Raw genomic sequence first — 24344 nt, 5'->3', positions numbered from 1 at the left:
GTTAGTTACTTGGACTTTGATTATGCAAATCACCAACTCCGGGGCCGTGCCGACCATCAAAAACGCGCCCGACCAGACTCAACCGCAAGACCAGAAAAAGTCGTTCGCGACCACGGCGCTTCCAGAGTGCGGGATGGTGCGCATCCCGCAAGTTTCGGCTGTGTGCGGACTTGGGCGTTCAACTATCTGGGTGTGGGTTAAGGCAGGGAAGTTTCCAAAACCATTGAAATTGTCGACCCGAACTTCTGTTTGGCCTGTCGAAGAAATCCGTGCCTGGCTGAATGATCCACTTGGTTGGATAGAAGCCAATCGTGATATCCGTAATTAAGCGATATGACGGACATAAAAAGACCCGCCAGGGGGCGGGCCTGTGATCGTTTCCGAGTCGCTCACAGCATTGATTCTAAGCACGGCGCCGAAGAGAGTGGACATTCGTCAGGCCTGAGACTAGTCGGCATTACGGTGCTGACTGCGCGCGTTCGTAGAAAAGTGGTAATTGCAAATCGCCCCCGCGTGATGCATACTAGAGGCGTCGTGAAAACAAACGCGACCCGGGTTGGAAGCCGGAAAGTTCTGAGGCGGACGAACCGCCCCATGGCGGTATTTTTACGTCCGTATGCCGTAGTGCGCCTTCTTTGGGCGGGCGATGGCGGGGAGGGCTCGCGCCCTGCCGGTTCCCTTGGACGCCGGTCTTCCAACCTCGGCATTTGTCCGCCCACCCCATTTGGAAGTGGGGAGCGGGATAACAACCTGTCCAAGGAGGCCACAATGGCTTTGCGTATCTTCGCGCGTCCAGCGCAACCAATTTCCCATGCTGCACACACCGGCTATCAGGCTGCACGCCTGTGGCTGGCTAATCCCTGCCCTTCTGTATCTCTTGCTCAATGGAGAGAGAATCGCTGGCAGGTGTTTTGCATCTCTCACACTATTCAAAACAAGGTGCGTGCCGCCTTTGATAAGGGCTTTGCTGACGCTCTGGCCAGCCACATTTCTGGGAGGGTTTGAGCATGGACAAGCAACTTAAAAGTCTGATGAATGTTTTCACACAGGATGTAACGAGAGCCGCCATAGAAAATCGTTTGCCCAGTCGTGATCTGGTCGATTTGTGTGAGATAGCAATGCGGGTTGCTAAGGGATCGGCAACTATCTCGGAGCTGCTCCAGGTCAGTCAAATAATGAAAGATAGTGACGATCCAAAAGAATCCGGTGCTGCCCTTAATGATGCTGAGGTAGCGTCTTTGCTTGGTCTTCTACACGCTTCGTCATTAATGTTCGTGTCCCATCTATCTATCTTCGCCGAGGGCATAAACGACGATTTTGAGGGGAGCGAATGATGCGAGCCTTAGAACTTCAACAGCTGATGGTGGCAAGCGACGCGGCGCGCCTCGGCGCGACAAGTAATAGCGAGTGCGCCGCCTTGTTTTATTCGATATGCCAGGAGGCTGATGTCTTGCAAAATATGGCCGCGTTGCCTAGTGTTAGCCCAGAGTATAGAGCAGCCTTAGAGCGTGTGGCGTCCCATATCCGGACCATTTCCAGAATGGGTGCCAGGCAGGCCAGTGCAAGCGCCGAGCAGATCAGGCAGGCGCTCGGTTACTTAAAAGCAACCAGTGGGAGTGATCATGACTGATACAACAAGAACAAAGGCTCCGCTGTCCTATCCAGAGCGTCCTGGCCATGCGATCGCAATGGCTTGGTACGCCAGCCTTTGTCAGCGCATAGAAGCGGCTCGTGAGGCCACTGGAAATCCGGATATGGTGGATAGCAATATCGTGCCGATCGTCCGCGGCCTTGATGAAGGCGCCACGACTGATTTCCTTGAGGCGGTTGGAGCTCTGATGGTTGATCTGCTGGCTGTTGGCGAACCGTGCGCTACGAGGTGGGACCCTCTCGAGGAAATCGAATCGAAGAAGGCTTATCGAGAAAGCAGCAGGAAACTATGGCAAGAAAAGTTGTAAGCCTCTCAACCTCCAAAACGTCTGCAGGCTCGTGCGCAACGTCCGTGCGGTACCTGAAGGCTTTGACAGGGCCTATTTATTTGGGTGCGGCATGAGTGTTCAGGCGATCTCATGGGTACTACGCCAGCCCATAAACCGTTCGCCGGCCAAGCACTTGTTGACGGTGATGGCCCACTACGTAAGGGCTACCAACGATGCCCAGTGGGCTGTGTATCCGTCGATCACGCAGCTTGTGAGTGACACCGGGCAGGATCGGAAAACGGTGATGCTGAATCTCAAGCGGCTGGTAGAAATGGGTTACCTGTTGGATACCGGCGCGCGAGTGGGGGCGACCAAGTCAGTCAATGTTTATCTGATCAAGTCACCAGATGGATTGCCTGAGCTTAGTGAGGTTGCGCCAGGTGAAGAGGTACCAGAAACGGTACCGCTTGATTCGGTAAGCAGTTCCAAATTTGGTACCGCTTGTCATGAGGGAAGCAGTACCGTTTTTCACCCGAAGCAGTACCGTTTTTCACCTGAAGCAGTACCAAGTTTCCCTACAGATAAGGTAGATAAGGTAGATAGGGTAGTGCGCGTCAATAAAAGTGAGTCAGTTAAGCAAGATCGAGGGACGCGCATACCCAATGACTGGGAGCCTTCTGAAAAGCTCAGAGAGTTCGCCCTTGAAAAGAATCCTGCATGGTCTGAGCAAGACTTGAGAGAAGAGGCAGAAAAGTTTCGTGATTACTGGGTTGCTGCGCCTGGCTCTAAAGCCGTTAAGAAGGACTGGGATGCAACCTGGCGAAACTGGATAAGAAATGCTGCCCAGTTCGCAAGAGAACGCGGCCAAAGCTCCATCGTCAGCCAAAAGGATGATCGTTTCGGGGGAATGGTTTGAAATGCGTGGACATATGGCCATTAAGGATTTGAGGCGGATGGGGAAGAAACCCACTCAGGTGTTTGTAGTTCTGCTGGAAGATGACAGCAAGCTGTCGAAGTATGTTGATCCCGAGGACATGCTTATTAATGGTTTTTTGCCGGAAGTATTAGTTGAGCCAGGTGATGATATTCACCGTTTGGATTTTCGCTTCCTTGTGGGGGTAATCGTTCATCTGCAAGGCCAGAATGTTGACCGGTTACGGAGCGCATTCGGGCAGATCAGGCTCTGTAAGCCTGCACGTATCGTTGTGAGCGGCCCAAGCATTTTTTATGACACTTTGGAGAAAGCATGACGCAAGTGCAGGCTTTGCAGTTGATCCAGGACGATGACATTGACTGGGAAAAGTACATGCAGGAAAGCGAGCCGCAGATGAAGGTGCGCGGCATTGAGTCCTGGACTCCGATGATGGTCAATCAATTCCATGGTCATGAGGATGAGGGCGTTCAGGGGGCGAAGTTGCCTTGGGGGGTAACGCAGGACGGGTTGCGCTTTCGGTCGGGCGAAATAACGCTTTGGTTGGGAATTAACGGCCACGGTAAAAGTCAGCTATTGAATCAGGCTTGTCTTGGGTTTGCAGCGCAAAATGAGTCCGTTTGCATCGGTTCATTTGAAATGCCGCCAAGCAAAAATATCCCTCGAATGTTGCGCCAACTATCAATGACGAATCGGCCTGCGCAGGACTACATACACAAAATGATGAGCTGGCTGAAGGGCAAAGTTTGGATCTATGACCATCTTGGCAGTGTGAAGGCGGAACAGCTTTATGCAGTCATTCGTTACTGCCACAGAGAGTTGAAGATCAAGCATTTCGTGATTGATAGTCTGATGAAGTGTGTCCGGGCTGAGGATGACTACAACGGGCAGAAAGAGTTTATCGACACTTTGTGCCGGCTGGCTCGTGAATGTGAAATGCATATACACCTGGTACATCACTCGCGCAAGAAAGAGAACGAGCGTGACATGCCTGGAAAGTTCGACGCCAAAGGCTCGGGTGCGATTATTGATCAAGTCGATCAACTTATTACCGTTTGGCGGAACAAGCCCAAGGAGACGGAAGTTAAAAAGTGCCGGGATAGAGGGGCTGCGGTACCGGACGAAATATTGAAAAAGTGTGATGCCATGTTGATTTGCGATAAGAACCGTCACGGTGACTGGGAGGATCACGCATTTCTTTGGTTTGATCCGGCCAGCCTGCAATACACCAGCGACTCACGTCGCAAGCCGATGGACTTTATGCGGGTCGCTAAATGAGTGGATTGATGCTTGATGCGGCTGCCGCGCTGGCACCATATGCGCTTTTGTCGCGAAACAGATATTCCGGTGAGACCGTGCGCGTCATGGTTACAGCTGGTGCCCAAGAGGCAGCGCGGTGGCTGGAAGGGTGGATGGGGGAATATGGCGCAGGCCTGCTGCGCATTGTTTTTGAGGGCGACAAACACGTAGAGCATAAGCTGGATGAGGTTATGGCTGCATATCTGCTGGCCTCGGATGAAGATCAGGCTGTCAATAATCGTGCTCTTGCCGATGGATTTTTTTTCGTGATTGATCGAGCTTACTTCGTTGCCTACTCCTTTGCATACGACTACGCCCGGTTCGACTGTGTGGCAGAGTTGGCCGGTTACCTCGCTATACCGGCCGAGCACACTTGGTGCAGCTCCAAGCGCGCGATTGTTCGGGCCGGTGCTAGGGCAGCTGCTGAGCTTTGCAAGAGGTTTCTCTTCTATAGGGCGCAACATGAGGTTGAATTGTCGGTGGGGGATGACAAAAACGAACTGTTCGCGTGTGTTTTTAGGTTGTTTTGCGATTTTCAAGAGAGTTGCAGATTGCTTGTGGATGTCGATGAAATGGACGGTGGGCGATGGGAGTGTTTTGACTTTTTCTACACCGGGTTTGTGTATGTATTACGGGAGGTCGAGCGTAGTGAAAAATGATGAGATTGCAATTAAAGTTTTGGCCTTGGTGCCCGATTTAGTCAGGCATGCAGCCGATATCGGCAGAACAGCTGATGTTGGATCAAATCGACTTGATCTGAGGCTTGCCGCTGGTGCCCCCGCTTCAGTACTAAGGGAAGAGGATGAACAGGGTCCCAACTACCCGATCTACGCAGGGTTTGTAGGCGCCGGCGCCATGTTGGCTTGTGCATGGGTGTCCTTGGGGATGCCTGGCTCAAAGGAGGAATTGGTTGAGCTATCCGTCGGGCCGCTGACAGTTGGTTGGGATGGACCCGCCCCCGTGAGTCCAGATCAATGCCGGGCAATGTTTCACAGAGGCTTTGAATGGTTCATGACACAAAGTGAATCCCGCCAAGCACCAGATGGGACAAAGCCGACCGCTCGGGAGATTTGAATGGATACCCCCATTAATTTCAACGACATGCTTGACCCTGCATTGCTCCTGACGGCAGACCAAGCCAAAGAGCTACAGAACAGCGTCGATGCCGAGGTGCTCAAGTCGTTCTCACTTCTCACGCTGACCCATACGCCGAAACAGATTCTGGGCAATCTGATGGCTGTAGATGACGCTACGGCCCGAGAAAGCCTCGCTGAGGGCATGCGGCTGGTGAATGCCTATATCGATTGTGCGGAGGCTCACCTTACATTGGCCAGGCTTGCTCGTGCCAGATTGTTGATCGCCGCAGGAGCCTATCAGGAGCGCAGGCAATCATCAGCTTCGGTTGGCGAATCACCGGACGAAGGTTGATGTTGTTTCCGGAAGGGGCTGACTAGTGCTCGAGCAAACACTTTTTGAGGTTGAAGATTTTCCAATCGGTAGCCGCGTTAAGTTGCCATCCGGGCGCTCGGGCGTTGTCATCGCTCATAAAGGTTACGAATCGAAGCGTGACCCGTTCATGCGCGTCATGATCAAGCTGGACGGCGGCGATCGCCAGGACGTTGTTCAGTTGCAGCCCAAAATGCTTCGCCATTTCGATGACAGCAAGGACCGTATACAGACCTGGTGCGGTGACCAGTTGGCAACCGGTGATGTTGTTCGGCTGCCGTCTGGGAGGCTGGCCACAGTTTTGGTAATTTCGCACACGGTTCGCCGAGGCAATTCCGTTGGCGCGGTGACTGCAAGAATCCATGATGAGCAAGACTCTGATGCTCTGGTTGAGCTGGCCGCCCATCTTGTGCGCCGGGTAGCGCCAACTGAACAAGCTGCGAAGCAATTTGGGCCAGAGTTGTTAAGTAATGTTAAGGCGGCCGAGCCGACGGGCCATCCGGTTAACGTGTCGAATCTGGGCATAGCGACTAAAACTGACCTCGAGGAAACGCGTGGGCAACTGGGCGGACCGCAGATATGCAAACTGGATAGTTGCCGTTTAATGCTCGAAGCTATTGAGCACCTTGGGTATTCGCCTAAGGTGTTTCCCGCATGGAATCGCTCAGAGCCGGTTCGCGAACACAAGGAGCTTATAGCGCAATCTTTGGGTTGGACTCCAGCTAGATTTATTTCTGTCTGGCGTTATTTGCAAGCACAGGGCTTGATTATTGAGTCGGACGTGGTTGCCTGTCAGGCCACGCTGGAGAAGGGCACGGCCCCCGATTTGGCGACTCCTGATGCCGCCATATTGCAAACAATAGCCGCCATGGGCTTTAACCCGAAGGCTTTCCCTTGTGCAAAGCCGGCACGAAAAGCAAAAAGTCGGCGCTCGGTTCAGTCGCTCTCCGGCTTAACTCGGCGGCAGTTTGATCGGGTGTGGAGACAGTTGTGCAGAGCTGGTCAGATCGTTGAGAAGGACCCGCGGGGATCGTGTTTTGAGACGGTCGAAAATGATTGATAAGGGGTACCTCAAACTGCATACATAATTAAGCGGTAAGGGGTACCCCAAACTGTGCACCCTGGAAGGGTAGGCAGCGTTAAGAGGTGCGAGGTGAGTTTGACGCCAAAACAAGCCAGATTTGTCGAAGAATATTTGGTCGACCTGAACGGAACACGGGCCGCAATTCGCGCTGGATACAGCGAAAAAACGGCGCAAGAGCAGTCAAGTCGTTTGTTATTAAATGTCAAGGTAGCGGCGGCGGTCGCAGCCGCTCAGAAAAAACTGTCCGAACGCACTCACATCACTCAAGAAATGGTGCTGCAGCGCTGGTGGCAATTGGCCAATGTCGACATGAATGACCTGGTTGAATACCGACGCGAATGCTGTCGGCACTGCTGGGGAAAAGGCTTCAAATACCAATGGACAGAGCAGGAATTTACCCGCGAATTGAAGTTGGCCAAGACTTCAAAGAAGCCGGCACCCGACTGTTCCGGAGGCTTCGGCTTCCTTTCCAACCGTGCGCCGAACTCGGCTTGCCCGGAATGTGCAGGCGAAGGCCACGGCAAGATACACGTCAAAGACTCCAGAGAACTGTCTGGCCCTGCCAGAATGGCGTTTGCTGGCGTAAAAATCGGGAAAGACGGCCTACAGGTATTGGCGGCAGATAGAGAAAAGGCATTGGAAAACGTTGCGCGCCATCTTGGCATGTTCAACGACAAACTCGACCTCACTTCAGGCGGAGAAAAGCTCAACTCCGGCGTGCTCGTTGTCCCAGGAACAATGAGCGAAGAAGAATGGGAGCGTACTTTCAAATGATACGACTACTTCGCTATCACGCACTGTCGTGATGGCTTGAGATCAAACATTTACCCCGTCTTCACCTCTTTTCGCGGCATCATAACTAAAGATTAAATTTAACGCTGACGCATGAAGTTTGAGGTGTATTTCGCCCATCGCGTGCGGGTATTGAAAGGAGTAAATTCTCATGACAGGTTTTGAAATTGCCTCTCTTGTGTCTCTTATATCGGGTGCTTTTATTCAGAATCAAGCGGTGCAAGACGCGGCGGCTCGACAACAGCGAGCCATTCAAGATTCTTTGATTCGCCAACAAAACCTGCAGCGTCAGGCCGAACAGGCTGCCATGAAAAAGGCTACGGAGTTCAACCCCGATGATCGACTGGATAAGCAAAATGTTATTGAGCAGCAACTGACCTCGGAAATGCTGGAGCCAGTCAAACAAAACATGGCTGAGCGGGTTGAAGCCCCCAGCGTGCAGGGCGACGTTTCAGATGATTATTCAACTGCCCGGGCCTCATCCATGGCTCAACAAGCGAAAACTGCCGAGGCGTTGGCGCGAATCTTTGGCCGAATCGGATCGGCATCGCAATTACGCCAAAACGAAGCTATAGGCATTGGTGATTCGGCCAATGAAATTGGAATGCTCAAAAACTTCTCGAGGGGGCAGCACGCCGCCGACCAGGTTGGCATACAGGCTGCCGGTACGCCTAGCGGAGGGGCCATGTTGGCAGGAACCATCCTACAGGGCGTGGGGCAAACGGGATTGATGGGTGCATTTGATGGTATCGGCAGCTCAAGCAATAGTGTGTGGTCTGGGTCTGGACTTTCGCCTAACGCGGGCGGACTGGGTTTTAAGAATACAGGTAGCCTGGGATCAAAGCTTAATGGCGGTGCATCAAGTTGGATGCCACAAGCAAAAACCGGCTTTGGTTCTTGGGTCCCGAAGTCCATTTGATCTGGTGAAAATTGTGAACGCGATTCATATTTCTAAAGGAAGGCTTTGCAGGCGTGCTGAATGTTTTCATTACGTTTGTTGTTTTGGTATAGACCGTTAGGAGCATTTATGAGAACGACACTTCCAATCGGTGGTGGCTTTGCCGGTGGGCTTGCAGCCTCCATTACTCCAGCGTTAAAGGACCTGGCGAAATCTAAGGCGAATCAGACGCAGGCGATGGCAGAGGGAGCACTGCTTGGTGCAAAGACGTATAGCGCGGAACAGCAGGCAAATCTCGCCAACGTTAAGGCTGCGGATGTGGCACGAGCGCTTGGGTTGCGTGACAACCAAGATTACCTTGCGCAGTTGGATGCGATACAACCCGGGGCCGGTACGATTTTTAAAGGGGGCGCTTCGGCAGACAACTTAGCCAACACGATGCTAACCCTTCAGAAAGCGGGTTTGTTTCAGGAAGCAGCGAACGCCATTCCCGAGTCGTCTACGGGGCTGGATCGTCAGAATCGGTTTACTGCTGTGGCTAGTGGCGGTACTTATACACCGTTCAAGGCGGTGGGCGACTCGGGTTATGCGATCGATCAAGGCACCGGGAAAATTGTGCGGGCAAACCCAGGCATGGCCGCATTGTTTGGTGATCAGCAGACCAGTCAAGCCGCGTTGAGAAAAGCTCAGGCCGATCAACAGCGTTTCAAATACGATGCTAACCGCGGGGCAATTGTGGATATGGCCCAAGGCACGGCGCAGCCCGTGCATACGTCAAGCGGTCAGCCATTGCCCTATCAAGACAAGCCAATGCCAACGGCCGCGCTTAAGATGCAGCAGGAGAACCTTGACGCCATTGGTACCGCCGCATCAATCAATGCTGATCTTGGCAGCTTTGCCAGTCAGATAGAAAACGGTAGTCTGGATCTTGGATTTTTCACCAACCTTATGAGTAAGGCGCTCAATAACATGGGTCTGAGTACTGAGGAAAGCCGTAATCTGCAAAGTTTCCAGTCCACGCTTGAAAAGCTGCGCAATGATTCGCTGCGGCTCAATAAGGGCGTACAGACAGACGGCGATGCCCAGCGTGCCTGGAATGAGTTGTTGGCCAACATCAATGATCCCCTGGTGGTGCAGCAGCGGCTGGAAGAGATACAGGCCATCAATGCCCGCGCCGTTGAGCTTCGTTCAATGATGAACGACGCTATGAGGGCTAATTACGGCTTACAGCCAATGAGCTATGAGCAGTATACAAACCAGCCTTCTGTGATCAATAGCGGCGTTCGTGTTGACCAGCAGGAAGACCCGCGCATTTCAGAATTGCGCCGCCGTGCTGCTACCAACCCGGCTCTTGCGCAGCGACTTCGTGAACTGGGGTACTGATATGGCTTTCACTGCAAAAGACCTTGAGCGGGCGCTTGGCAATCCCAACGTTCGCCAGTTCCTTGATGTTATTGCGATGGCGGAAGGTACTGACCAGCACGGGTACGCTACTGCCTTTGGCGGCGGCAAGATTGCTGACCTGTCCGACCACCCCCGCCAGTTGCATGACTTCACCCAGACGGATGGCCAGCGCAACAAGACCAGTGCGGCAGGTCGGTACCAGTTCCTCCAAGGCACATGGGATGATGTTGCCGGAAAACTGGGCCTGACGGACTTCAGCCCGAAAAGCCAGGACTTGGCCGCTGTCGAGCTGCTGCGTCGTAATGGTGCTTTGCCAGCGCTCATGAAAGGCGACTTTGATACGGCGGTACAGCGATCAGGCCAAACATGGGCCAGCCTGCCGTCGAGTCCTTATGCGCAACCTAAGCGTGATGCCGGATTTATTGCCCGTGCGTTGGACAAAAGCGCCCAGGCATTGCTGCCAGCTGCTCAGGCCGGTACCGTGCCGGGCCAAAGCTTTACCGGTGTGCCCGACGATCAGCTACTGGCCGGCCTGAAACCCAAGGCATCCGCCCCCATGGATTTCTCGGCAATGACCGACGATGATCTGTTGTCCGGCCTGACGCCACGCGGCGCCCCCGACTTCTCTGGCATGAGCGATGATGAATTGCTTGCGGGTCTGTCTGAACCAGCCACGCCTGATTCCATCGGGCGGCAGTTAGGATTGACGGCGCGGGCGGGGCTATCTGGCGTTACCGCTCTGCCTAATATGCTTTGGAATGGCCCGGCAGGCGTCGTTAATTGGCTCGCTGGTGAGGAGGTTGTTCCCAAGGCGGACAGCAACGTAGCAGCCGATTGGATGGGGTTGCCCAAGCCACAGAACAGGACAGAGCGCCTTGCTCAAGATGTGGCCGGCGCAATGGCTGGGGCAGGCAGCATGGCCAGAGGTGCCGCTGAATTGGGCACTCGTGCGGTAAACCCAGTCGTGCAGCGCGTTGGGGCGCTTCTGGCGGATCAGCCCTTATTGCAGGCAGTCAGCGGCGCGACAGCGGGTGGATCGTCTGGCTTGGTTCGTGAGGTGGGTGCCGGGCCTGTTGGGCAAACGGTGGCCGGCCTGGTGGGCGGGGTGGCTCCGTCTGCCGGTATGGCGCTGGGGCAGGCTGTGGCCAGGCCGCTTGCACCTTTGGTAAGCCAGAATGCGGCGCAACGTTCTGCTGGTCAGCGGTTGGCAGGCATGGCCGATACGACGTCTGACGCTTTGGCAGTCCGTTTGCATGGTGTTGGTGATGATCTTGTGCCAGGCAGCGCCCCGACGACTGCCCAGGCCTTGGGCGATACTGCGCTACTGGCTGCCGAACGAGCACGGCGTAGCAATCGACCCGAGTTCAATACCGCCTTCACGGAACGAACAGCACAGCAGAACGCGGCACGGGTGGCGGCGCTGGACGAGATAAGCCCAGTGATCAAACCCATACACGACGCGGGCAATGATGTCGGTGCCACAATTCGGGGTGCCTTTGACGATAACTATGCAGGCATGAGGCAGCAGGTGCGCGAAGCATACGCCCCCATCGTTGCCGATGATGCTGCGACCATGGCACTACCCAAGGAAACGGCGCATCGGATCGTACAGAAGTACTTCGGCCAGGGCTCCGGTGGCCCTGATGCGGAATTGGGGGCGCTGGTAAGTGATCTGGCTGACCTGCCGGATAACGTCCCATTTGCCACTCTGCAAAACTTGAAGTCTCGGGCCGGTGAAATGCAGTCCAAGGCCAAGGCGGCATTTGATAACCGCAAAGCGGCCGCTGCTGGTGAGGTCCATGCAGCGCTTGATGCTGTGCCGGATGAAATGGTCCAGCTTGGCGCCATAGGGCCAGACCGTGCCGCACAGTTCGAAGCGGCCAAGGCGTTACGGCGTTCGCAGGCTGACCGCTTTGAAACCGGGCCAGCTCGTGGCATGTTGCGTCAGGGGTCTGACCGGGCCGACTATCTGCAAGGCGCTGAAATCCCGCGTGCCTTCTTTAACAACCGGCCTACGTCTCTGGCCGACATTCGCCAGTTCGGGAAAGCCGTTGGCAATCGTGCTGAGGCTACGCAGGCGCTACGCGATTACGCGGTAACTGGGCTGCATGACTTCGCCACCAAGGGCGGTACCCAGGCATTCAGGCCAACTGACTTTAAGCGCTGGCTGGATTCACACGGCCCAGCCTTAAAAGAGCTATTCAGTGAAAAGCACTTGAAGCAGCTTGGCGCAATCGCTGATGATCTGACCCGGGCGGCGCGTTCGAATACAGTAGGCAAGGCGCCGGGATCCGATACCGCCATGAACCTGTCGCATAGTACTGGATGGCAACTGCTGCTGGATAGATTCCCGGTCAGTACCCGGGTAATAGCGGGGGCGGCTCGCGCTCTCTCTAATGATCGGGTTGGCGTGTTGCTTGATCGGGCGTTACTTGACCCCGAGTTTGCCCAGGCGCTTCTGGCCCCAATCACGGCCCGCAATAAAAACCGCTTGGCTGATATTTTGGCTAGAGGCATGGCCGGGGCAACGGCAGGTACGGCGGCAGCTGTTGAACAGTGATATTCAAGGCCCGCCTTCGCGGCGGGTTATTTGAAGAAGGCTATCCAGGCCAGTAGGGCCGCGATTATCCACAATGGAAACGTCACGGCGCCATGAGATCGGCTCATTCGTTCTATGACTTGGTAGCGCATCGCCTCGACGTCTACCTTAATCGACTCCATCAGTTCAGCTGAGCGGCCGGCATCTTGATCAATGCTTTCCAAGTGTCGGCGGCAATCCTCAATGCCATTGCAAACTTCCTTAATTTCCGCATCTTGATCAGGCGGCAAGCAGTAGTCTGGCTGTAAATCTTTCAAAGTCATCGTGACGTTGTGGTCATTCATAGCGCCCCCGGAGTGGTTTCCCGAATGGTGCCAGTCGAATTAAAAAATGGCAAATAATAGAAGCGTGTGAGTGGGGGCTGGCTATGATGGTGTAAATAACACATATGAATAGTAAGGGAGCTTTGGGGACACAATGGATAGCCGTGACATGCGCCTGCGTTTTAGAGCAGATATCGAAGCTGTGGCAGAGCATCTAATAACAGTTTTTGGACTGATGTATTCCAAAGCGGAGGCGCGGCTGTCTAGCCCCATTTATCGGTGGATTGATTTTCGGATGAGGCATATTGACTCGCAGCCCCGTGCTGTGCTCTATTCCGACAGATTCCCACAGCTGTTACCGGTTCATATCGCTCGTGCTATTAAGACAATGGAGCTTCGTTTTAGCCACGGCGAAGACGTCAACCCATACCAAGGCAAGGGATTGATATTGCATAACGATTTCAGTGGCAAAGAGCGCGGACTGCGTACTGATTTGCTCTGGGCTGATTGGAAGATATCGCACTTTCATTTAACGAATAAGGTAGCGCGTTCCGGTGAGTACTTTGTGCCGCGCTCAGGATATCAACTGTTTGCCTTGGTGGAACACAATGTTGTGTTGTTCATTGACGCCTTACCGCATCCAAGGGGTTCACAGTATGCGGATATTGAGCTTTTAAAAACTGTCCAGCGCTGCTGGCCTGAGTACTTTGATCAATTTGAGTTGAAGTCGATAATGCCTGGTGAGAATGTTACCGATACTCAACGGTATGAATCCAGACGCTCAGGCATTAGCGTTCCGGTTTACTTAAATGGCAAGGCATACGTCGGGCCCGGCATGGGGATAACAACGGCTTCTACTGCGCTACGCGTTACCGTGATGGGCGATAGAATGCTTCAAGGGATTCGTGATCTTGCAGACATGGTGTGCGCCCCAGATGGGCAATTCCAACAAGAGGTCACGGCGCGTAGTATTACTGATCCTAGGTTTAGCTTAAGGCTTATCCCTATGGGTTTGGCTGTTTGTGAGGAAAGGTCAGATATCGCTTTTCCGCTTCCTCGAGCAAAGGACGGCAACTCAAATTGGATATCTGACCTGCATGACACGTTTTATCCAGAGTGGGCTGCCGAAGTGGTTCGGCGACTGATTACAGAGTAACTATCTTGAGGCAGGTGCGTGGATGGATCTACAGAGTTTAACGGTGGCAGCAGTATCGGGAACACTTGGTGCAGCAATGACCCAGGGAGTTGTGCTGTGGCGTGAAGCGAGGAAGAGCGACAAAGATAAGCGTTATTGGGCTCTGACTACTGCTCTGGTGTTTGAGCGGTTCGCTCTCACCTGTGCACATCAGTTGGAAGAGACAAGGTTGTTTCAGCAATCAAGCGGTGCGGCCGGCTCGGAACACTTTAATTTGCCTGTGCTGGATGCGCTACCTTCAGGCGTTGATTGGCAAGCGCTCGATCAAAACATTGTCTCTCTAGTGTTGAGTTTTCCGCTGGAGTTGGAGGAGAGCGGTAGGGGCGTGACATTCCACTATGGGGTGTTGGGTGAAGATGGCGCCGCCGAGTATTGTGAGGGCCAAATCAGGGATCGGGGCGCTCAGGCCGTTCAGATTGCTGAAGCCCTTAGAGCGAAATACGACATCAAGCCATTACGTTTGAATGTCGGTTGGGATTTTCGGGGCACGCTTCATAACGCGGATTAAGCCAGTGAGGCGCACGCATGCAGCCCGCCTGTTGTTTTTAAGAAACAGGTGTGAAGCTTTGAGCGGTGTGGGTCTAAATGTGGGGCTGTGTTTTGCCTGTCGTTGTTTTTCTTATATATATCAACAGACTACAAAAATGTTATGGCGGAGCGGACGGGACTCGAACCCGCGACCCCCGGCGTGACAGGCCGGTATTCTAACCAACTGAACTACCGCTCCGCAGCGGTAACGGTGCCTAACCAATGCCAAAATTTTTGGCGTCCCCTAGGGGATTCGAACCCCTGTACCCACCGTGAAAGGGTGGTGTCCTAGGCCTCTAGACGAAGGGGACAGGACAAATTGAGTTGCGCAGTATAACACGTTTTTACTGCACTTTTCCCTGCAAGCAGTTTTTGGTGGAGGTAAGCGGGATCGAACCGCTGACCTCTTGCATGCCATGCAAGCGCTCTCCCAGCTGAGCTATACCCCCGTGGCAAATACTGCTGTATCGCAAAGAAGCGAAATTATGCACTATTTTTTTTGTCTGTGCAAGTTGGTGGCATTTCATGCCAGGGTAATTTATTCGTATCGGTTTTGATTTGGCGCAACATATGGTTAGGCGATCCGGAAGGGCGCAACCCGCTTCGGGCGATAATAGTTAGCTAAATTTTATTTTTTTTGATTATGCTCACTTTGCTGGAAACTGCGATTGCCTTACAAGGCACAGACACACTCAATGGCACGGAAGCCTTGTTCCGAGGCCTGGCTGAAAACGCGGTTATTGGCGTTTACATTGTGCGAGAAGGACGTTTTATCTATGTGAACTCAAAGCTGCTGGAAATGCTGGGTTACGAGCGCAACGAGATGCTGCATGATATGACGATTTTGGATATTGTTGCGCACGATGAACGGCATCTGGTCGAATCGAACATAAAACGGGCGTTAACCGGCGACGTGCGGGAAATTCATTACGAGCGTAAAGCCCGTTGCAAAGATGGCAGCTACATTGACGTCGAAGTATTTGGGTCGCGCATGATGATGGCGGGCGAGGCGGTTATGGTGGGCCTGATGCTTGATATCACGCAACGTAAAGCCGATGCGGAGTCGGCTTATTTGGCGTCGCTGGTGTACCAGCATAGCAGTGAGGCTATGGTCATTACCGATGCAAATGGCGTGATTATTACAGTTAACCCGGCATTTACCGACATTACCGGTTATGCGCTGGATGAAGTGCTTGGTCATCGGCTAAGTATTCTCAGTTCTGGGCGCCACGATGAAAATTTCTACAAGGCGATGTGGGGAGCCTTACTGAAAACCGGTCACTGGCGCGGCGAAATCTGGAATCGACGCAAGAACGGTGATGAGTATGTTGAAAGCTTAAGTATCAACACCTCGTATAACGAGGATGGTTCCGTGCGCTGCAGAATTGGTGTCTTTTCCGATATTACCCAAAAGAAGCGAACTGAAGAGGTTGTATGGCGCCAGGCGAATTACGATCATCTAACGGGTTTGCCGAATCGCAAGCTGCTGGAAGATCGCTTGAAGATTGAGAAATCGCGCGCTGTGCGCACCGGCACCCGGTTGGCTTTGATATTTCTGGACCTCGATTTGTTCAAAGAGGTGAATGACAGTCTTGGCCACGATATGGGCGACGAGGTATTGCGCCAGGTCGCGCATCGCCTGGTGCGCTCGGTGCGTGAGTCCGACACCGTGGCGCGTCTGGGTGGCGACGAGTTCGTCATTGTTGTGGGCGGCGTGGTGGGCGACGAAGTGGTTGAGCGTATTTGTGAAGAGGTTTTGCATAACCTCGCCAGGCCATACCGGCTTAAGGACACCGTTGCCTACCTTTCGGCCAGTGTGGGTGTGGCGATTTATCCAGATCATGCCAGTGAAACTGACGTACTGATGCGATATGCCGATCTGGCGATGTATGCAGCAAAAGAAGCGGGCCGCAGCCAGTTTCGTTTTTATGACCCTAACATGCAATATGCGGCACGAGAGCGTCGTCGCTTGTCGAAGGATTTGTTGGGCGCTTTGGATAACAACGAGCTTTTGCTGCATTACCAGCCTGTTGTGGATTTGGACACTCACCAAGTGGTGAAGGCAGAGGCCCTTATCCGTTGGAAGCATCCAGAGAAGGGGTTTGTCAGCCCCGCCTACTTTATTCCGTTTGCCGAAGATAGTGGCATGATCATTTCGATTGGAGAGTGGGTGTTTCGTACCGCCGCCGATCAATTGGCCAAGTGGCATCGAAGCGGGTTCACGCAGTTCCAGGTCGGCTTGAATGTGTCGCCGGTTCAGTTTCGTGGCGAGGGGTTGAATGAAACGGAATGGATCGCCTATTTGGCGCAATTGGGTTTGCCGGGCAGCGCTATTGTGGTGGAGCTGACCGAACGCATGCTGATTGATGCATCCAATGTCACCAGCGATAAACTGTTGGCGTTTCGAGATGCCGGAATTCAGGTGGCGTTGGACGATTTTGGAACGGGTTATTCTTCACTTGCGTACTTGCGCAAAATGGATATCGATTTTTTGAAAATCGATCAATCTTTTGTGCGGAATTTGTCGACCCATTCGGAAGACCTTGTGTTATGCGAAGCCATCGTGGTCATGGCGCACAAGCTGGGTTTGAAAGTGATTGCAGAAGGCGTGGAAACGGTTGAGCAACGCGATTTACTTGCTGGTATCGGTTGCGATTACGGTCAGGGCTATTTGTTTTCCAGGCCCATTCCCGCCGACGACTTCACGACCTTACTTCGTTCCGGTCTGTCGGCCTGCGAACACACCAACGGCAAATAACAACAAGCTCAGGGCCAGTACAGGGAGATTACCCCACCGTGCATAGGGTGTTAAACCTTGCATCCCTTGTACCTCAACGTCGAGGACGCCGGGTTGTTCAGGTAATAAGGCTGCGCGCACTGTGCCGTTGGGGTCAATGGCGGCGGTCATGCCGGTGTTGGTTGCCCGTAACATCGGGCGGCCCGTTTCCAGTGCCCGCATTCGGGCTATTTCAAGATGTTGCCGCAAAGCCCACGTATCCCCAAACCACGCCAGGTTGCTGACGTTCACCAATAGTGTCGCGCCCGGGCCGTATTGTTCACTGTCGTGAAGCGCGGGGATAATTTCTTCACCGAAGACGTCTTCATAGCAAATATTGGGCGCGATGATTTGGCCCTTCAATGCAAACAGGCTCTGGCGCGTACTGCCGCGATTAAAGTCGCCTAGGGGAATATTAAGGGCATCTACAAACCATCGAAAGCCGGGAGGTATGAACTCGCCGAAGGGAACCAAGTGGTGTTTGTCGTAACGATGCCGGGTTGTGCCGGTAATGAGGTCCTGCACAGGCGTTTCAGCGGTGAGGGCGATCACGCTATTGGTATAGCGTGTACCATTTTCAGTGTCACTCATTATAGGAATGCCCATGACTAACGTTGCGTTGCGTTCACGGGCGATGTCCTTCCATTCTTGCCAAATCTGCGGAGGGTAACGGTTTTGAAATTGCGGCATCACCGTTTCGGGCAGAATAATGATGTCCGGGTCCGCGCCGGCCTGTTTCGGTGGCAGAGCGGCGAGCTTCATATAGGTTTCGATACCTTGTTGCATGCGCTGAGGATCAAACTTCATTGATTGGGGGACCCCGCCTTGAACAAGGCGAACCAATATTGGGTGGCCGGTGGGTGCTGACCAATTAAGTTGCGACAAGCCAAAACCGGCCAAGCTAAGCACGATGGCCGGCGCAACAGCGGCGGCGGCCCGGCTGTCCTCCGTTGTTTTATGCGCTTGAATCAGCAAAGCGACGGCTGCGGCGCAAAATGCGGCCAGCCAGGCGACGCCATAAACCCCCAAAATGGGCGCCCAGCCTGCCAGGAAGCCACTGGCATGGGCATAGCCAATATTCAGCCACGGGAAGCCTGTGAAAAGGGTGCCACGCAGCCATTCCGTTAAAGCCCAAGACGATGCCCAAATCGCGGCGCTCAAGGCCAGCCCGAAAAAGTGGCCGCCCGGCTGCCTTAGCCCACGCGTAAGATAATAGGCTAGGCCGGTGGCCAAAGCGGGGTATAACGCCATCGCGGCGGCCAACGCCAATACGGCGGCAACCGAAAGCGCAGGTGCAAGCCCGCCGAAATGATGCAGGCTGATATAAAGCCAATAGAGTCCGAGTGCGAAATGGCCGAACCCAAATAAAAAACCGGCCTGGGCCGCCCGGGCTGTTCGCCGACATTGCCATATATGGCGCGCCAGGAACACCAATATCAGAATTTGTGCATACGGTAACAGCCAGCCCGGTAGTGGACCGTTAGAGAACGTGAACGCATGAGCGGCACCCAGCAGCAAGGGTTGAACCGCTTCGCGAACGCGATGAAGCCGGCTCTCAGTTGTTGTCATCGGGGCCGGCAAGTGTTGAGTGCTCGTCGTGTTGAATATTCAGCCACAAAACGCGTTTGGCGTCGGCGCCCACGACTGTGATGATAAGCCCCTCGCGGTGTACGGTGTCGCCACGCCGGGGGATACGCCCGAGTTCGGCGGTTACCCAGCCACCGAGCGTGTCGTATTCATCGGTTGGCATGGTCGTGTTGAATGAGCGATTGAAAACGCTGATTTCCGTCATGCCCATTGCGCGCCAGTTGTTGCTACCGGTTTGGAAAATGGTTTTTTCCGCGTCTTCATCGAACTCATCTTCGATATCGCCGACAATTTGTTCAAGCACGTCTTCCATGGTGACCAGGCCGGCCGTGCCGCCGTGTTCGTTAATGACAATGGCCAGATGGTTGCGGTTGTTGCGGAACTCGTGCAGCAATATGTTCAGCCGTTTCGATTCTGGAATAAATACCGCCGGACGGATAAGCGGGCGCAGGTCGATGGCGGGGTTTGTGATGGTTAACAACAAATCTTTGGCCAGCAAAATGCCTACGATGTTGTCGCGATCGTCTTCGAAAATAGGGAACCGTGAATGACCGGTTTCGATAATTTCAGGCAGCAGTTCCGGCAAGGGCTTGCCGATATCGAGCATGTCGATTTTTGAGCGCGGCACCATGATGTCGCCTGCTGTGAGATTAACGACCTCAAGAGCGCCGGAAATCATGGCGTAAGAGTCTTCGTCGATGATGCGGCGCTCGTGGGCCGCTTCGAGCAACGCTTTGATGTCTTCGCGGTCTTCTGGTTCAGGGCGAATGCGAGACAGGATTCGCGCCAGGAATGATTTGGTGGCCGGCTTGGCCGAATGAGGTTCCGGGTCGGGGGGTGTGGATTCTGACATTGTCCGCAGGACGAGTTACTGGAGTGTCTAGCATAACCGAAAAAGCGGGTTGGTTTCAGCGGGGTTCGGGCAAAACCTGGTAGGGATCGGTGAAGCCGAGTTGGGCCAGAATGAGGGTTTCGACGGTTTCCATCTCGTGTGCTTCCTGTTCGTCTTGATGGTCGTAACCCAAGGCGTGAAGAACGCCATGAATGGTTAAGTGAGCAGCATGGGCATGAATGGTTTTGTGCTGTGCCTGGGCCTCTTGGTAAAGGACGGGAAGACACAGCACAATGTCAGCCATTAAACTTGCATTAGGTTGAATGCCATATTCAAAGGTTAAGACATTGGTAGCGTAGTTGCGGTCGCGAAATTGTTGGTTAAGCGCACGCCCCTCATCGGCGTCAACCAGTCGCAGGGTCAGGCTAACCTGTTCAATTCCGGTATTCCCGGCCGTGGCAGCGAGGGCGGCTTGCGCCCAGCGCCGCAAACGCCAACGCGGTAATGCGTCGTCCGGGATGGCATATTGAACCGACAAACTCAGTTTAGGGCCGAGTTTCGAGGCTGGCTTTTTCATAAGCGTCGACAATACGTGCAACCAGCGGGTGGCGGACGACGTCACCACTGGTGAAACGGGTGTTGGCAATTCCTTGAACGGTTTCCAGAACCTCAAGTGCATTCGTTAAACCGCTGGGTTGGCCTTTGGGCAGGTCGATTTGTGAGGGGTCACCGTTAATAACGGCTTTGCTGCCGAAGCCGATTCGGGTAAGGAACATTTTCATTTGTTCCGGCGTGGTGTTTTGTGCTTCGTCGAGAATGACGAAAGAGTGATTCAAGGTACGACCGCGCATGTAGGCCAGCGGCGCAATTTCGATGGTTTGCTTTTCGAACAGGCGTTGAACTTTCTCGAAACCCATCAGGTCGTAAAGGGCATCATAAAGCGGGCGCAAATAAGGATCGACTTTTTGGGCCAAATCGCCTGGCAGAAAACCCAGACGCTCGCCGGCCTCAACAGCAGGGCGGGTAAGAATGAGCCGCTGCACCGATTCGCGTTCCAACGCATCGATTGCGCATGCCACAGCCAGCCAGGTTTTTCCGGTGCCTGCCGGACCGACACCAAACGTAATGTCGTGCTTCAGAATATTGTTCAGGTAATCCCGTTGTCGTGGTGTGCGTGGCCGCAAATCAGTGCGGCGCGTGCGCAGCACCAGGTCCATGCTTTGATCGTCCACCGGCGGCAGCTCGGGAAGCGGCTCGATTTTGCGAGGATCGTCTGCTTCGCTGCGACCGGCGCCCAACTCCACCAGACCAAGCTGGATATCGTCGATGGTTAGCGCCTTGTGAACCGCGCGTTCATGGAACCATTCGACAGCTTGTGCGGCCGCTTTTGCCTGTTCCCCCTCGATGGCCACCTGGCTGCCGCGGCGACTCAGCCGGACGTTCCAGCCGTCGGCGATCTGGCGCAGGTTTTCGTCGAGAGGCCCACACAAGTTGGCCAGATGCATGTTGTCGCCATCAAGCCGAACGGTAACCGGTTTATTCCGGCGTGCGCTTCTGGTCATGGGTGTAGTTCACCTCGGAGCGTATTGGCGCTGGTTTGCGTGATACGAACATTCTGCATTTGGCCGATAAGTTCAGCCGGGGCCGGGAAATTCACGATACGGTTGTTTTCCGTGCGACCCATGAGTTCGTTGGGATCGCGTTTGGACGGGCCTTCGACCAGGACTCGCTGCGTCGTATTCAGCATGCCCTGGGCAATAGCGGCCGCCTGTTCGTTTACAAGCGCCTGCAAACGATAAAGGCGCTCCAGCTTCTGTTCTTTTGTGGTGTTGTCTTCAAGGTCGGCCGCCGGCGTGCCGGGGCGTCGCGAATAAACAAAAGAAAACGATTGGTCGAAACCGACGTCACGGATCAGTTTCATGGTTTGCTCAAAGTCGGCTTCGGTTTCTCCAGGGAAACCAACGATAAAGTCGGATGAAAGCGTGATACCGGGCCGCGCGGCCTTCAGTCGGCGCACGATCGATTTGAATTCCAACGCGGTGTAGCCGCGCTTCATCGCCGCCAGAATACGGTCGCTGCCTGCTTGTACCGGCAAATGCAGGAACGGCACCAGGTTGGGTAATTTGCCGTGAGCCTCGATAAGGCGGCCGGTCATTTCCTTTGGGTGTGAAGTGGTATAGCGAATTCGTTCAATACCCGGGATGTCGTGGATGTATTCCAGTAACATGGCGAAATCGGCAATTTCGCTGGTATCGCCCATTGGGCCCCGGTAAGCATTCACGTTCTGGCCCAGCAGAGTCACCTCTTTGACCCCTTGGTCGGCCAAGTCGGCCACTTCAACCAGAACGTCGTCGAACGGGCGGGAAATTTCTTCACCACGGGTATAAGGCACCACGCAGAAAGTGCAATATTTGCTGCACCCTTCCATGATAGACACAAAAGCGGTGGGGCCGTCGATTCGAGCTGGAGGCAAGGCGTCGAACTTTTCGATTTCCGGAAAGCTGATGTCGACTTGAGAACGGCCCGACTCGCGCCGCTGATTAATAAGCTGTGGCAACCGGTGCAGGGTCTGAGGACCGAATACAACATCGACGAAGGGCGCGCGCTGCACGATGGCCTGGCCTTCCTGACTTGCCACACAACCACCCACACCAATAACCAGATTAGGGTTGGCCTGCTTTAAATGCCGTACACGGCCAAGGTCGGAGAACACCTTTTCTTGCGCTTTTTCGCGCACCGAGCAGGTATTGAACAAAATGACATCGGCTTCGTCGGGGTTTTGGGTTACTTCAACACCCTGTTCGCCACCGAGAACGTCGAGCATTTTGTCGGAGTCGTACTCATTCATTTGGCAGCCGAAAGTTTTGATGAAAACTTTGCGTGGCGCGCCAACGGGCGCTTTATTGGCGACTTGTGTGCCGGTGGTGTTTGAGGATGGAGTTTGGGGCGCTGGTGAGCGCGTGGCGAAACGTTTAAGTGGAATTTCTTGCATGATAGTGGCCGAAACGGGTGTTGATCCCGGGGGCAGGGTTGAAACAGCGGTCATTGTAACGCTTGTAGATGGTTTGTTCGTTTTCTTGGTCGTATAATTCTTTCAGCGCTCAAGAAATAAACTCATAATCAAAAATAATAAAAAATAGGTATTTGGTTTCTTCGTCTTGCTCAACAGGAGGTTGCCATGCAAGAAAAAATCAACACCCCTCGTCGCCGGGTATTGGCCGCAGCCGGCGCTGCCGCCGCGTGGGCTGGAATGAGCACTGTGGCGCGAGCCGATTCCACCGAGCCCGCTGCTCAATCCAACCCACAGCCTGTTTCCGACGTCAAACCGTTACCCGATTACGCGAAATGGAAAGACGCGAACAGCTTGATTGTGCATAGTGCAAACACCATTGAAACCCAGCGCGGCGCAGTGGGCAGCAGTGTGATTACACCGTTGAACCGGTTATTCATTCGCAATAATGTTTCCCCGCCTCCTGCCGGCATTACCGATAATCCCGATGCCTGGCAGATTAATATTGAAGGGGTCCGGAAACCCCATACGTTTACCTTGGCACAGCTTAAAGATATGGGTTTGCAGGCGTTGCCCATGGTCTTGCAGTGTTCCGGCAACGGCCGTGCGTATTTCCCGCATAAACCAGGTGGTACGCAATGGACCGTGGGTGCAGCAGGTTGCGTTATTTTCACTGGTGTTCCCATTGCCACGTTGGTTGAGGCATTGGGTGGTGTACAAGACGGCATGGTGTACATGACGGGCACAGGCGGTGAGGAAATCCCTGCCGGGCTCGATCCCAACTCAGTTAGGGTGGAACGGTCAGTGCCGCTGGAGGCCATGAAAGATGCAATATTGGCCTGGGAAGTAAACGGCGAGCCTTTGCCGTTGGCACATGGCGGCCCTTTACGGTTAATCGTGCCGGGTTACACCGGGGTTAATAATGTTAAATATGTCAAGCAGTTGGCGTTTACCAAAGCGCAGTCGCCGGCCAGTATCCAACAGAACAGCTACCGGTTTTCCGCAGTAGGGGAAAAAGGCGGGCCACAGCATGAGTCCATTTGGGAAATGCCGCCCAAGTCGTGGATTACGTCACCTTCATCGCCTGATACATCGTTAAAAGCCGGGCCTGTTGTCATCGGCGGGGTTGCAATGGGCGGTATGGATAGCCCGAGCAAGATCGAGGTGTCGATCGATGGTGGAAAGTCCTGGCAGGAGGCGCGGTTTGTGGGTCCCGACTTGGGCAAGTATGCGTGGCGCCAGTTTGCTTTTACGGCCGACTTGAAGCCGGGTCGTTATAATCTGGCCAGTCGCACCACCAATGCGGCAGGTCAAACCCAGCCTGCGGAACGCGCTGAAAACAATCGCGGGTACAACAACAATAGCTGGCAAGACCACATGGTCGAAATCAACGTAACTTCATAAAGGTTTGTTCATGAAATTTGCTTTTGCTTTTGCAGGTTTGTCGTTATTGGTTTCCTCGGCGGCCTGGGCCAACGATGCTCAGTTGCAGCGCGGGAAGGAGTTGTTTGTCAGTAAGGCAGTGCCCGCCTGTGCCGTCTGTCATACGCTGAAAGATGCAGGTTCGCAAGGTGCAATTGGGCCAAACCTCGATGAGTTGAAACCCAGTGCCGACCGCATTATGAAAGTGCTGAAAGACGGAATGGGCGCCATGCCTTCTTTTGCCAACTCCTTAAGCCAGGAAGACATGGAGGCGGTTACTGCCTACGTGGTTAAGTCTACGGGTCAATAGCGTTTTATTCAGTCAATAGACCCAGGTTTTAAGAAAGCAAAAGCCCCCG

Annotated in this window: 25 protein-coding genes and 3 tRNA genes; 19 read left to right on the top strand and 9 right to left on the bottom strand. The window is 53.9% G+C overall.

The genetic code is table 11. From position 1 onward, the window contains the following. Window positions 1-22 precede the first annotated feature (22 nt). The 14 genes from CJO09_RS15680 to CJO09_RS03840 all read left to right on the top strand — a co-directional run bounded on the left by CJO09_RS15680 (window position 23) and on the right by CJO09_RS03840 (window position 12333). Window positions 23-328, top strand: coding sequence for a helix-turn-helix transcriptional regulator (locus tag CJO09_RS15680; RefSeq protein WP_218961022.1), 306 nt, complete (start codon window positions 23-25; stop codon window positions 326-328). Between the two features lie 440 nt (window positions 329-768). Continuing rightward, on the top strand, window positions 769-1005 hold the full coding sequence (locus CJO09_RS03910; RefSeq protein ID WP_119441141.1) for a hypothetical protein: 237 nt from the start codon (window positions 769-771) through the stop codon (window positions 1003-1005). 2 nt (window positions 1006-1007) lie between these two features. Beyond that, a complete protein-coding gene (locus CJO09_RS03905) occupies window positions 1008-1334 on the top strand; it encodes a hypothetical protein (RefSeq protein WP_119441140.1) in 327 nt (108 codons plus the stop codon). 288 nt (window positions 1335-1622) lie between these two features. Continuing rightward, window positions 1623-1958 (top strand): hypothetical protein, encoded by a 336-nt coding sequence (locus tag CJO09_RS03895; RefSeq protein ID WP_119441138.1) that lies wholly within the window; start codon window positions 1623-1625, stop codon window positions 1956-1958. 91 nt (window positions 1959-2049) lie between these two features. Then, on the top strand, window positions 2050-2835 hold the full coding sequence (locus tag CJO09_RS03890) for a helix-turn-helix domain-containing protein (RefSeq protein WP_119441137.1): 786 nt from the start codon (window positions 2050-2052) through the stop codon (window positions 2833-2835). A 13-nt stretch (window positions 2836-2848) separates the two neighbouring features. Next, window positions 2849-3169: a hypothetical protein gene (locus CJO09_RS03885; RefSeq protein WP_158582703.1), complete on the top strand. Its 321-nt coding sequence runs from the start codon at window positions 2849-2851 to the stop codon at window positions 3167-3169. Continuing rightward, window positions 3166-4128 carry a DnaB-like helicase C-terminal domain-containing protein gene (locus CJO09_RS03880; RefSeq protein WP_119441135.1) on the top strand — a complete coding sequence of 321 codons (963 nt, stop codon included), beginning with the start codon at window positions 3166-3168 and terminating at the stop codon, window positions 4126-4128. The genes CJO09_RS03885 and CJO09_RS03880 overlap by 4 nt, the downstream gene beginning before the upstream one ends. Beyond that, complete coding sequence (locus CJO09_RS03875) at window positions 4125-4808, top strand: hypothetical protein (protein ID WP_147404892.1); 684 nt, start codon at window positions 4125-4127, stop codon at window positions 4806-4808. Before CJO09_RS03880 ends, CJO09_RS03875 begins: the two co-directional genes overlap by 4 nt. 415 nt (window positions 4809-5223) lie before the next feature. After that, a complete protein-coding gene (locus CJO09_RS03865; protein ID WP_119441132.1) occupies window positions 5224-5577 on the top strand; it encodes a hypothetical protein in 354 nt (117 codons plus the stop codon). A 25-nt stretch (window positions 5578-5602) separates the two neighbouring features. Continuing rightward, window positions 5603-6655: a hypothetical protein gene (locus tag CJO09_RS03860; protein ID WP_119441131.1), complete on the top strand. Its 1053-nt coding sequence runs from the start codon at window positions 5603-5605 to the stop codon at window positions 6653-6655. A 54-nt stretch (window positions 6656-6709) separates the two neighbouring features. Continuing rightward, entirely contained in the window at window positions 6710-7453 is a 744-nt protein-coding gene (locus CJO09_RS03855) for a terminase small subunit (protein WP_342772178.1), read from the top strand. Window positions 7454-7622: 169 nt separating this feature from the next. Further along, complete coding sequence (locus CJO09_RS03850) at window positions 7623-8390, top strand: hypothetical protein (RefSeq protein ID WP_119441129.1); 768 nt, start codon at window positions 7623-7625, stop codon at window positions 8388-8390. A gap of 108 nt (window positions 8391-8498) precedes the next feature. Beyond that, the gene (locus tag CJO09_RS03845; RefSeq protein ID WP_119441128.1) at window positions 8499-9752 is read left to right on the top strand and encodes a hypothetical protein; all 1254 of its coding nucleotides are present in this window, start codon (window positions 8499-8501) and stop codon (window positions 9750-9752) included. A 1-nt stretch (window position 9753) separates the two neighbouring features. Further along, window positions 9754-12333, top strand: coding sequence for a glycoside hydrolase family 24 protein (locus CJO09_RS03840; protein ID WP_119441127.1), 2580 nt, complete (start codon window positions 9754-9756; stop codon window positions 12331-12333). 26 nt (window positions 12334-12359) lie between these two features. On the opposite strand, the gene CJO09_RS03835 is transcribed toward CJO09_RS03840, so the two are convergent. Further along, window positions 12360-12656, bottom strand: coding sequence for a hypothetical protein (locus CJO09_RS03835; RefSeq protein ID WP_119441126.1), 297 nt, complete (start codon window positions 12654-12656; stop codon window positions 12360-12362). 133 nt (window positions 12657-12789) lie between these two features. Here CJO09_RS03835 and CJO09_RS03830 point away from each other — a divergent pair, with 133 nt between their 5' ends. Next, a complete protein-coding gene (locus tag CJO09_RS03830) occupies window positions 12790-13791 on the top strand; it encodes a hypothetical protein (RefSeq protein WP_119441125.1) in 1002 nt (333 codons plus the stop codon). Between the two features lie 22 nt (window positions 13792-13813). Then, entirely contained in the window at window positions 13814-14338 is a 525-nt protein-coding gene (locus CJO09_RS03825) for a hypothetical protein (protein ID WP_119441124.1), read from the top strand. A 142-nt stretch (window positions 14339-14480) separates the two neighbouring features. Here the strand turns inward: CJO09_RS03825 and CJO09_RS03820 are convergent. The 3 genes from CJO09_RS03820 to CJO09_RS03810 all read right to left on the bottom strand — a co-directional run bounded on the left by CJO09_RS03820 (window position 14481) and on the right by CJO09_RS03810 (window position 14807). Beyond that, window positions 14481-14557, bottom strand: a tRNA-Asp gene (locus tag CJO09_RS03820). Between the two features lie 36 nt (window positions 14558-14593). Beyond that, window positions 14594-14669: transfer RNA gene (locus tag CJO09_RS03815), tRNA-Glu, on the bottom strand. A gap of 62 nt (window positions 14670-14731) precedes the next feature. Continuing rightward, window positions 14732-14807 (bottom strand) — tRNA-Ala (locus CJO09_RS03810). 194 nt (window positions 14808-15001) lie between these two features. On the opposite strand from CJO09_RS03810, the gene CJO09_RS03805 reads away from it, so the two are divergent. Further along, window positions 15002-17116 carry a bifunctional diguanylate cyclase/phosphodiesterase gene (locus CJO09_RS03805; protein ID WP_119441123.1) on the top strand — a complete coding sequence of 705 codons (2115 nt, stop codon included), beginning with the start codon at window positions 15002-15004 and terminating at the stop codon, window positions 17114-17116. Here CJO09_RS03805 and lnt read toward each other — a convergent pair. The 5 genes from lnt to miaB are packed head-to-tail and all read right to left on the bottom strand — an operon-like array spanning window position 17069 to window position 22545. Beyond that, entirely contained in the window at window positions 17069-18703 is a 1635-nt protein-coding gene (gene lnt / locus CJO09_RS03800) for an apolipoprotein N-acyltransferase (protein WP_119441122.1), read from the bottom strand. The genes CJO09_RS03805 and lnt overlap by 48 nt on opposite strands. After that, window positions 18690-19574: a CorC family transporter gene (locus CJO09_RS03795; RefSeq protein ID WP_114420134.1), complete on the bottom strand. Its 885-nt coding sequence runs from the start codon at window positions 19572-19574 to the stop codon at window positions 18690-18692. Before CJO09_RS03795 ends, lnt begins: the two co-directional genes overlap by 14 nt. A gap of 55 nt (window positions 19575-19629) precedes the next feature. After that, on the bottom strand, window positions 19630-20130 hold the full coding sequence (ybeY, locus tag CJO09_RS03790) for an rRNA maturation RNase YbeY (RefSeq protein WP_119441121.1): 501 nt from the start codon (window positions 20128-20130) through the stop codon (window positions 19630-19632). After that, a complete protein-coding gene (locus CJO09_RS03785) occupies window positions 20099-21115 on the bottom strand; it encodes a PhoH family protein (protein ID WP_119441120.1) in 1017 nt (338 codons plus the stop codon). Before CJO09_RS03785 ends, ybeY begins: the two co-directional genes overlap by 32 nt. Continuing rightward, window positions 21112-22545: a tRNA (N6-isopentenyl adenosine(37)-C2)-methylthiotransferase MiaB gene (gene miaB / locus CJO09_RS03780; protein WP_119441374.1), complete on the bottom strand. Its 1434-nt coding sequence runs from the start codon at window positions 22543-22545 to the stop codon at window positions 21112-21114. The genes CJO09_RS03785 and miaB overlap by 4 nt, the downstream gene beginning before the upstream one ends. Before the next feature lie 186 nt (window positions 22546-22731). Here miaB and sorT point away from each other — a divergent pair, with 186 nt between their 5' ends. Together sorT and sorU are read left to right on the top strand one after the other, a co-directional pair. Next, a complete protein-coding gene (sorT, locus tag CJO09_RS03775) occupies window positions 22732-23967 on the top strand; it encodes a SorT family sulfite dehydrogenase catalytic subunit (RefSeq protein WP_119441119.1) in 1236 nt (411 codons plus the stop codon). A gap of 10 nt (window positions 23968-23977) precedes the next feature. Further along, entirely contained in the window at window positions 23978-24295 is a 318-nt protein-coding gene (gene sorU / locus CJO09_RS03770; protein WP_119441118.1) for a SorU family sulfite dehydrogenase c-type cytochrome subunit, read from the top strand. Window positions 24296-24344 lie beyond the last annotated feature (49 nt).

This window comes from Neopusillimonas maritima (assembly GCF_003576595.1).
Lineage (GTDB): Bacteria > Pseudomonadota > Gammaproteobacteria > Burkholderiales > Burkholderiaceae_B > Neopusillimonas > Neopusillimonas maritima.
This window is presented reverse-complemented; position numbering and strand designations above follow the sequence as displayed.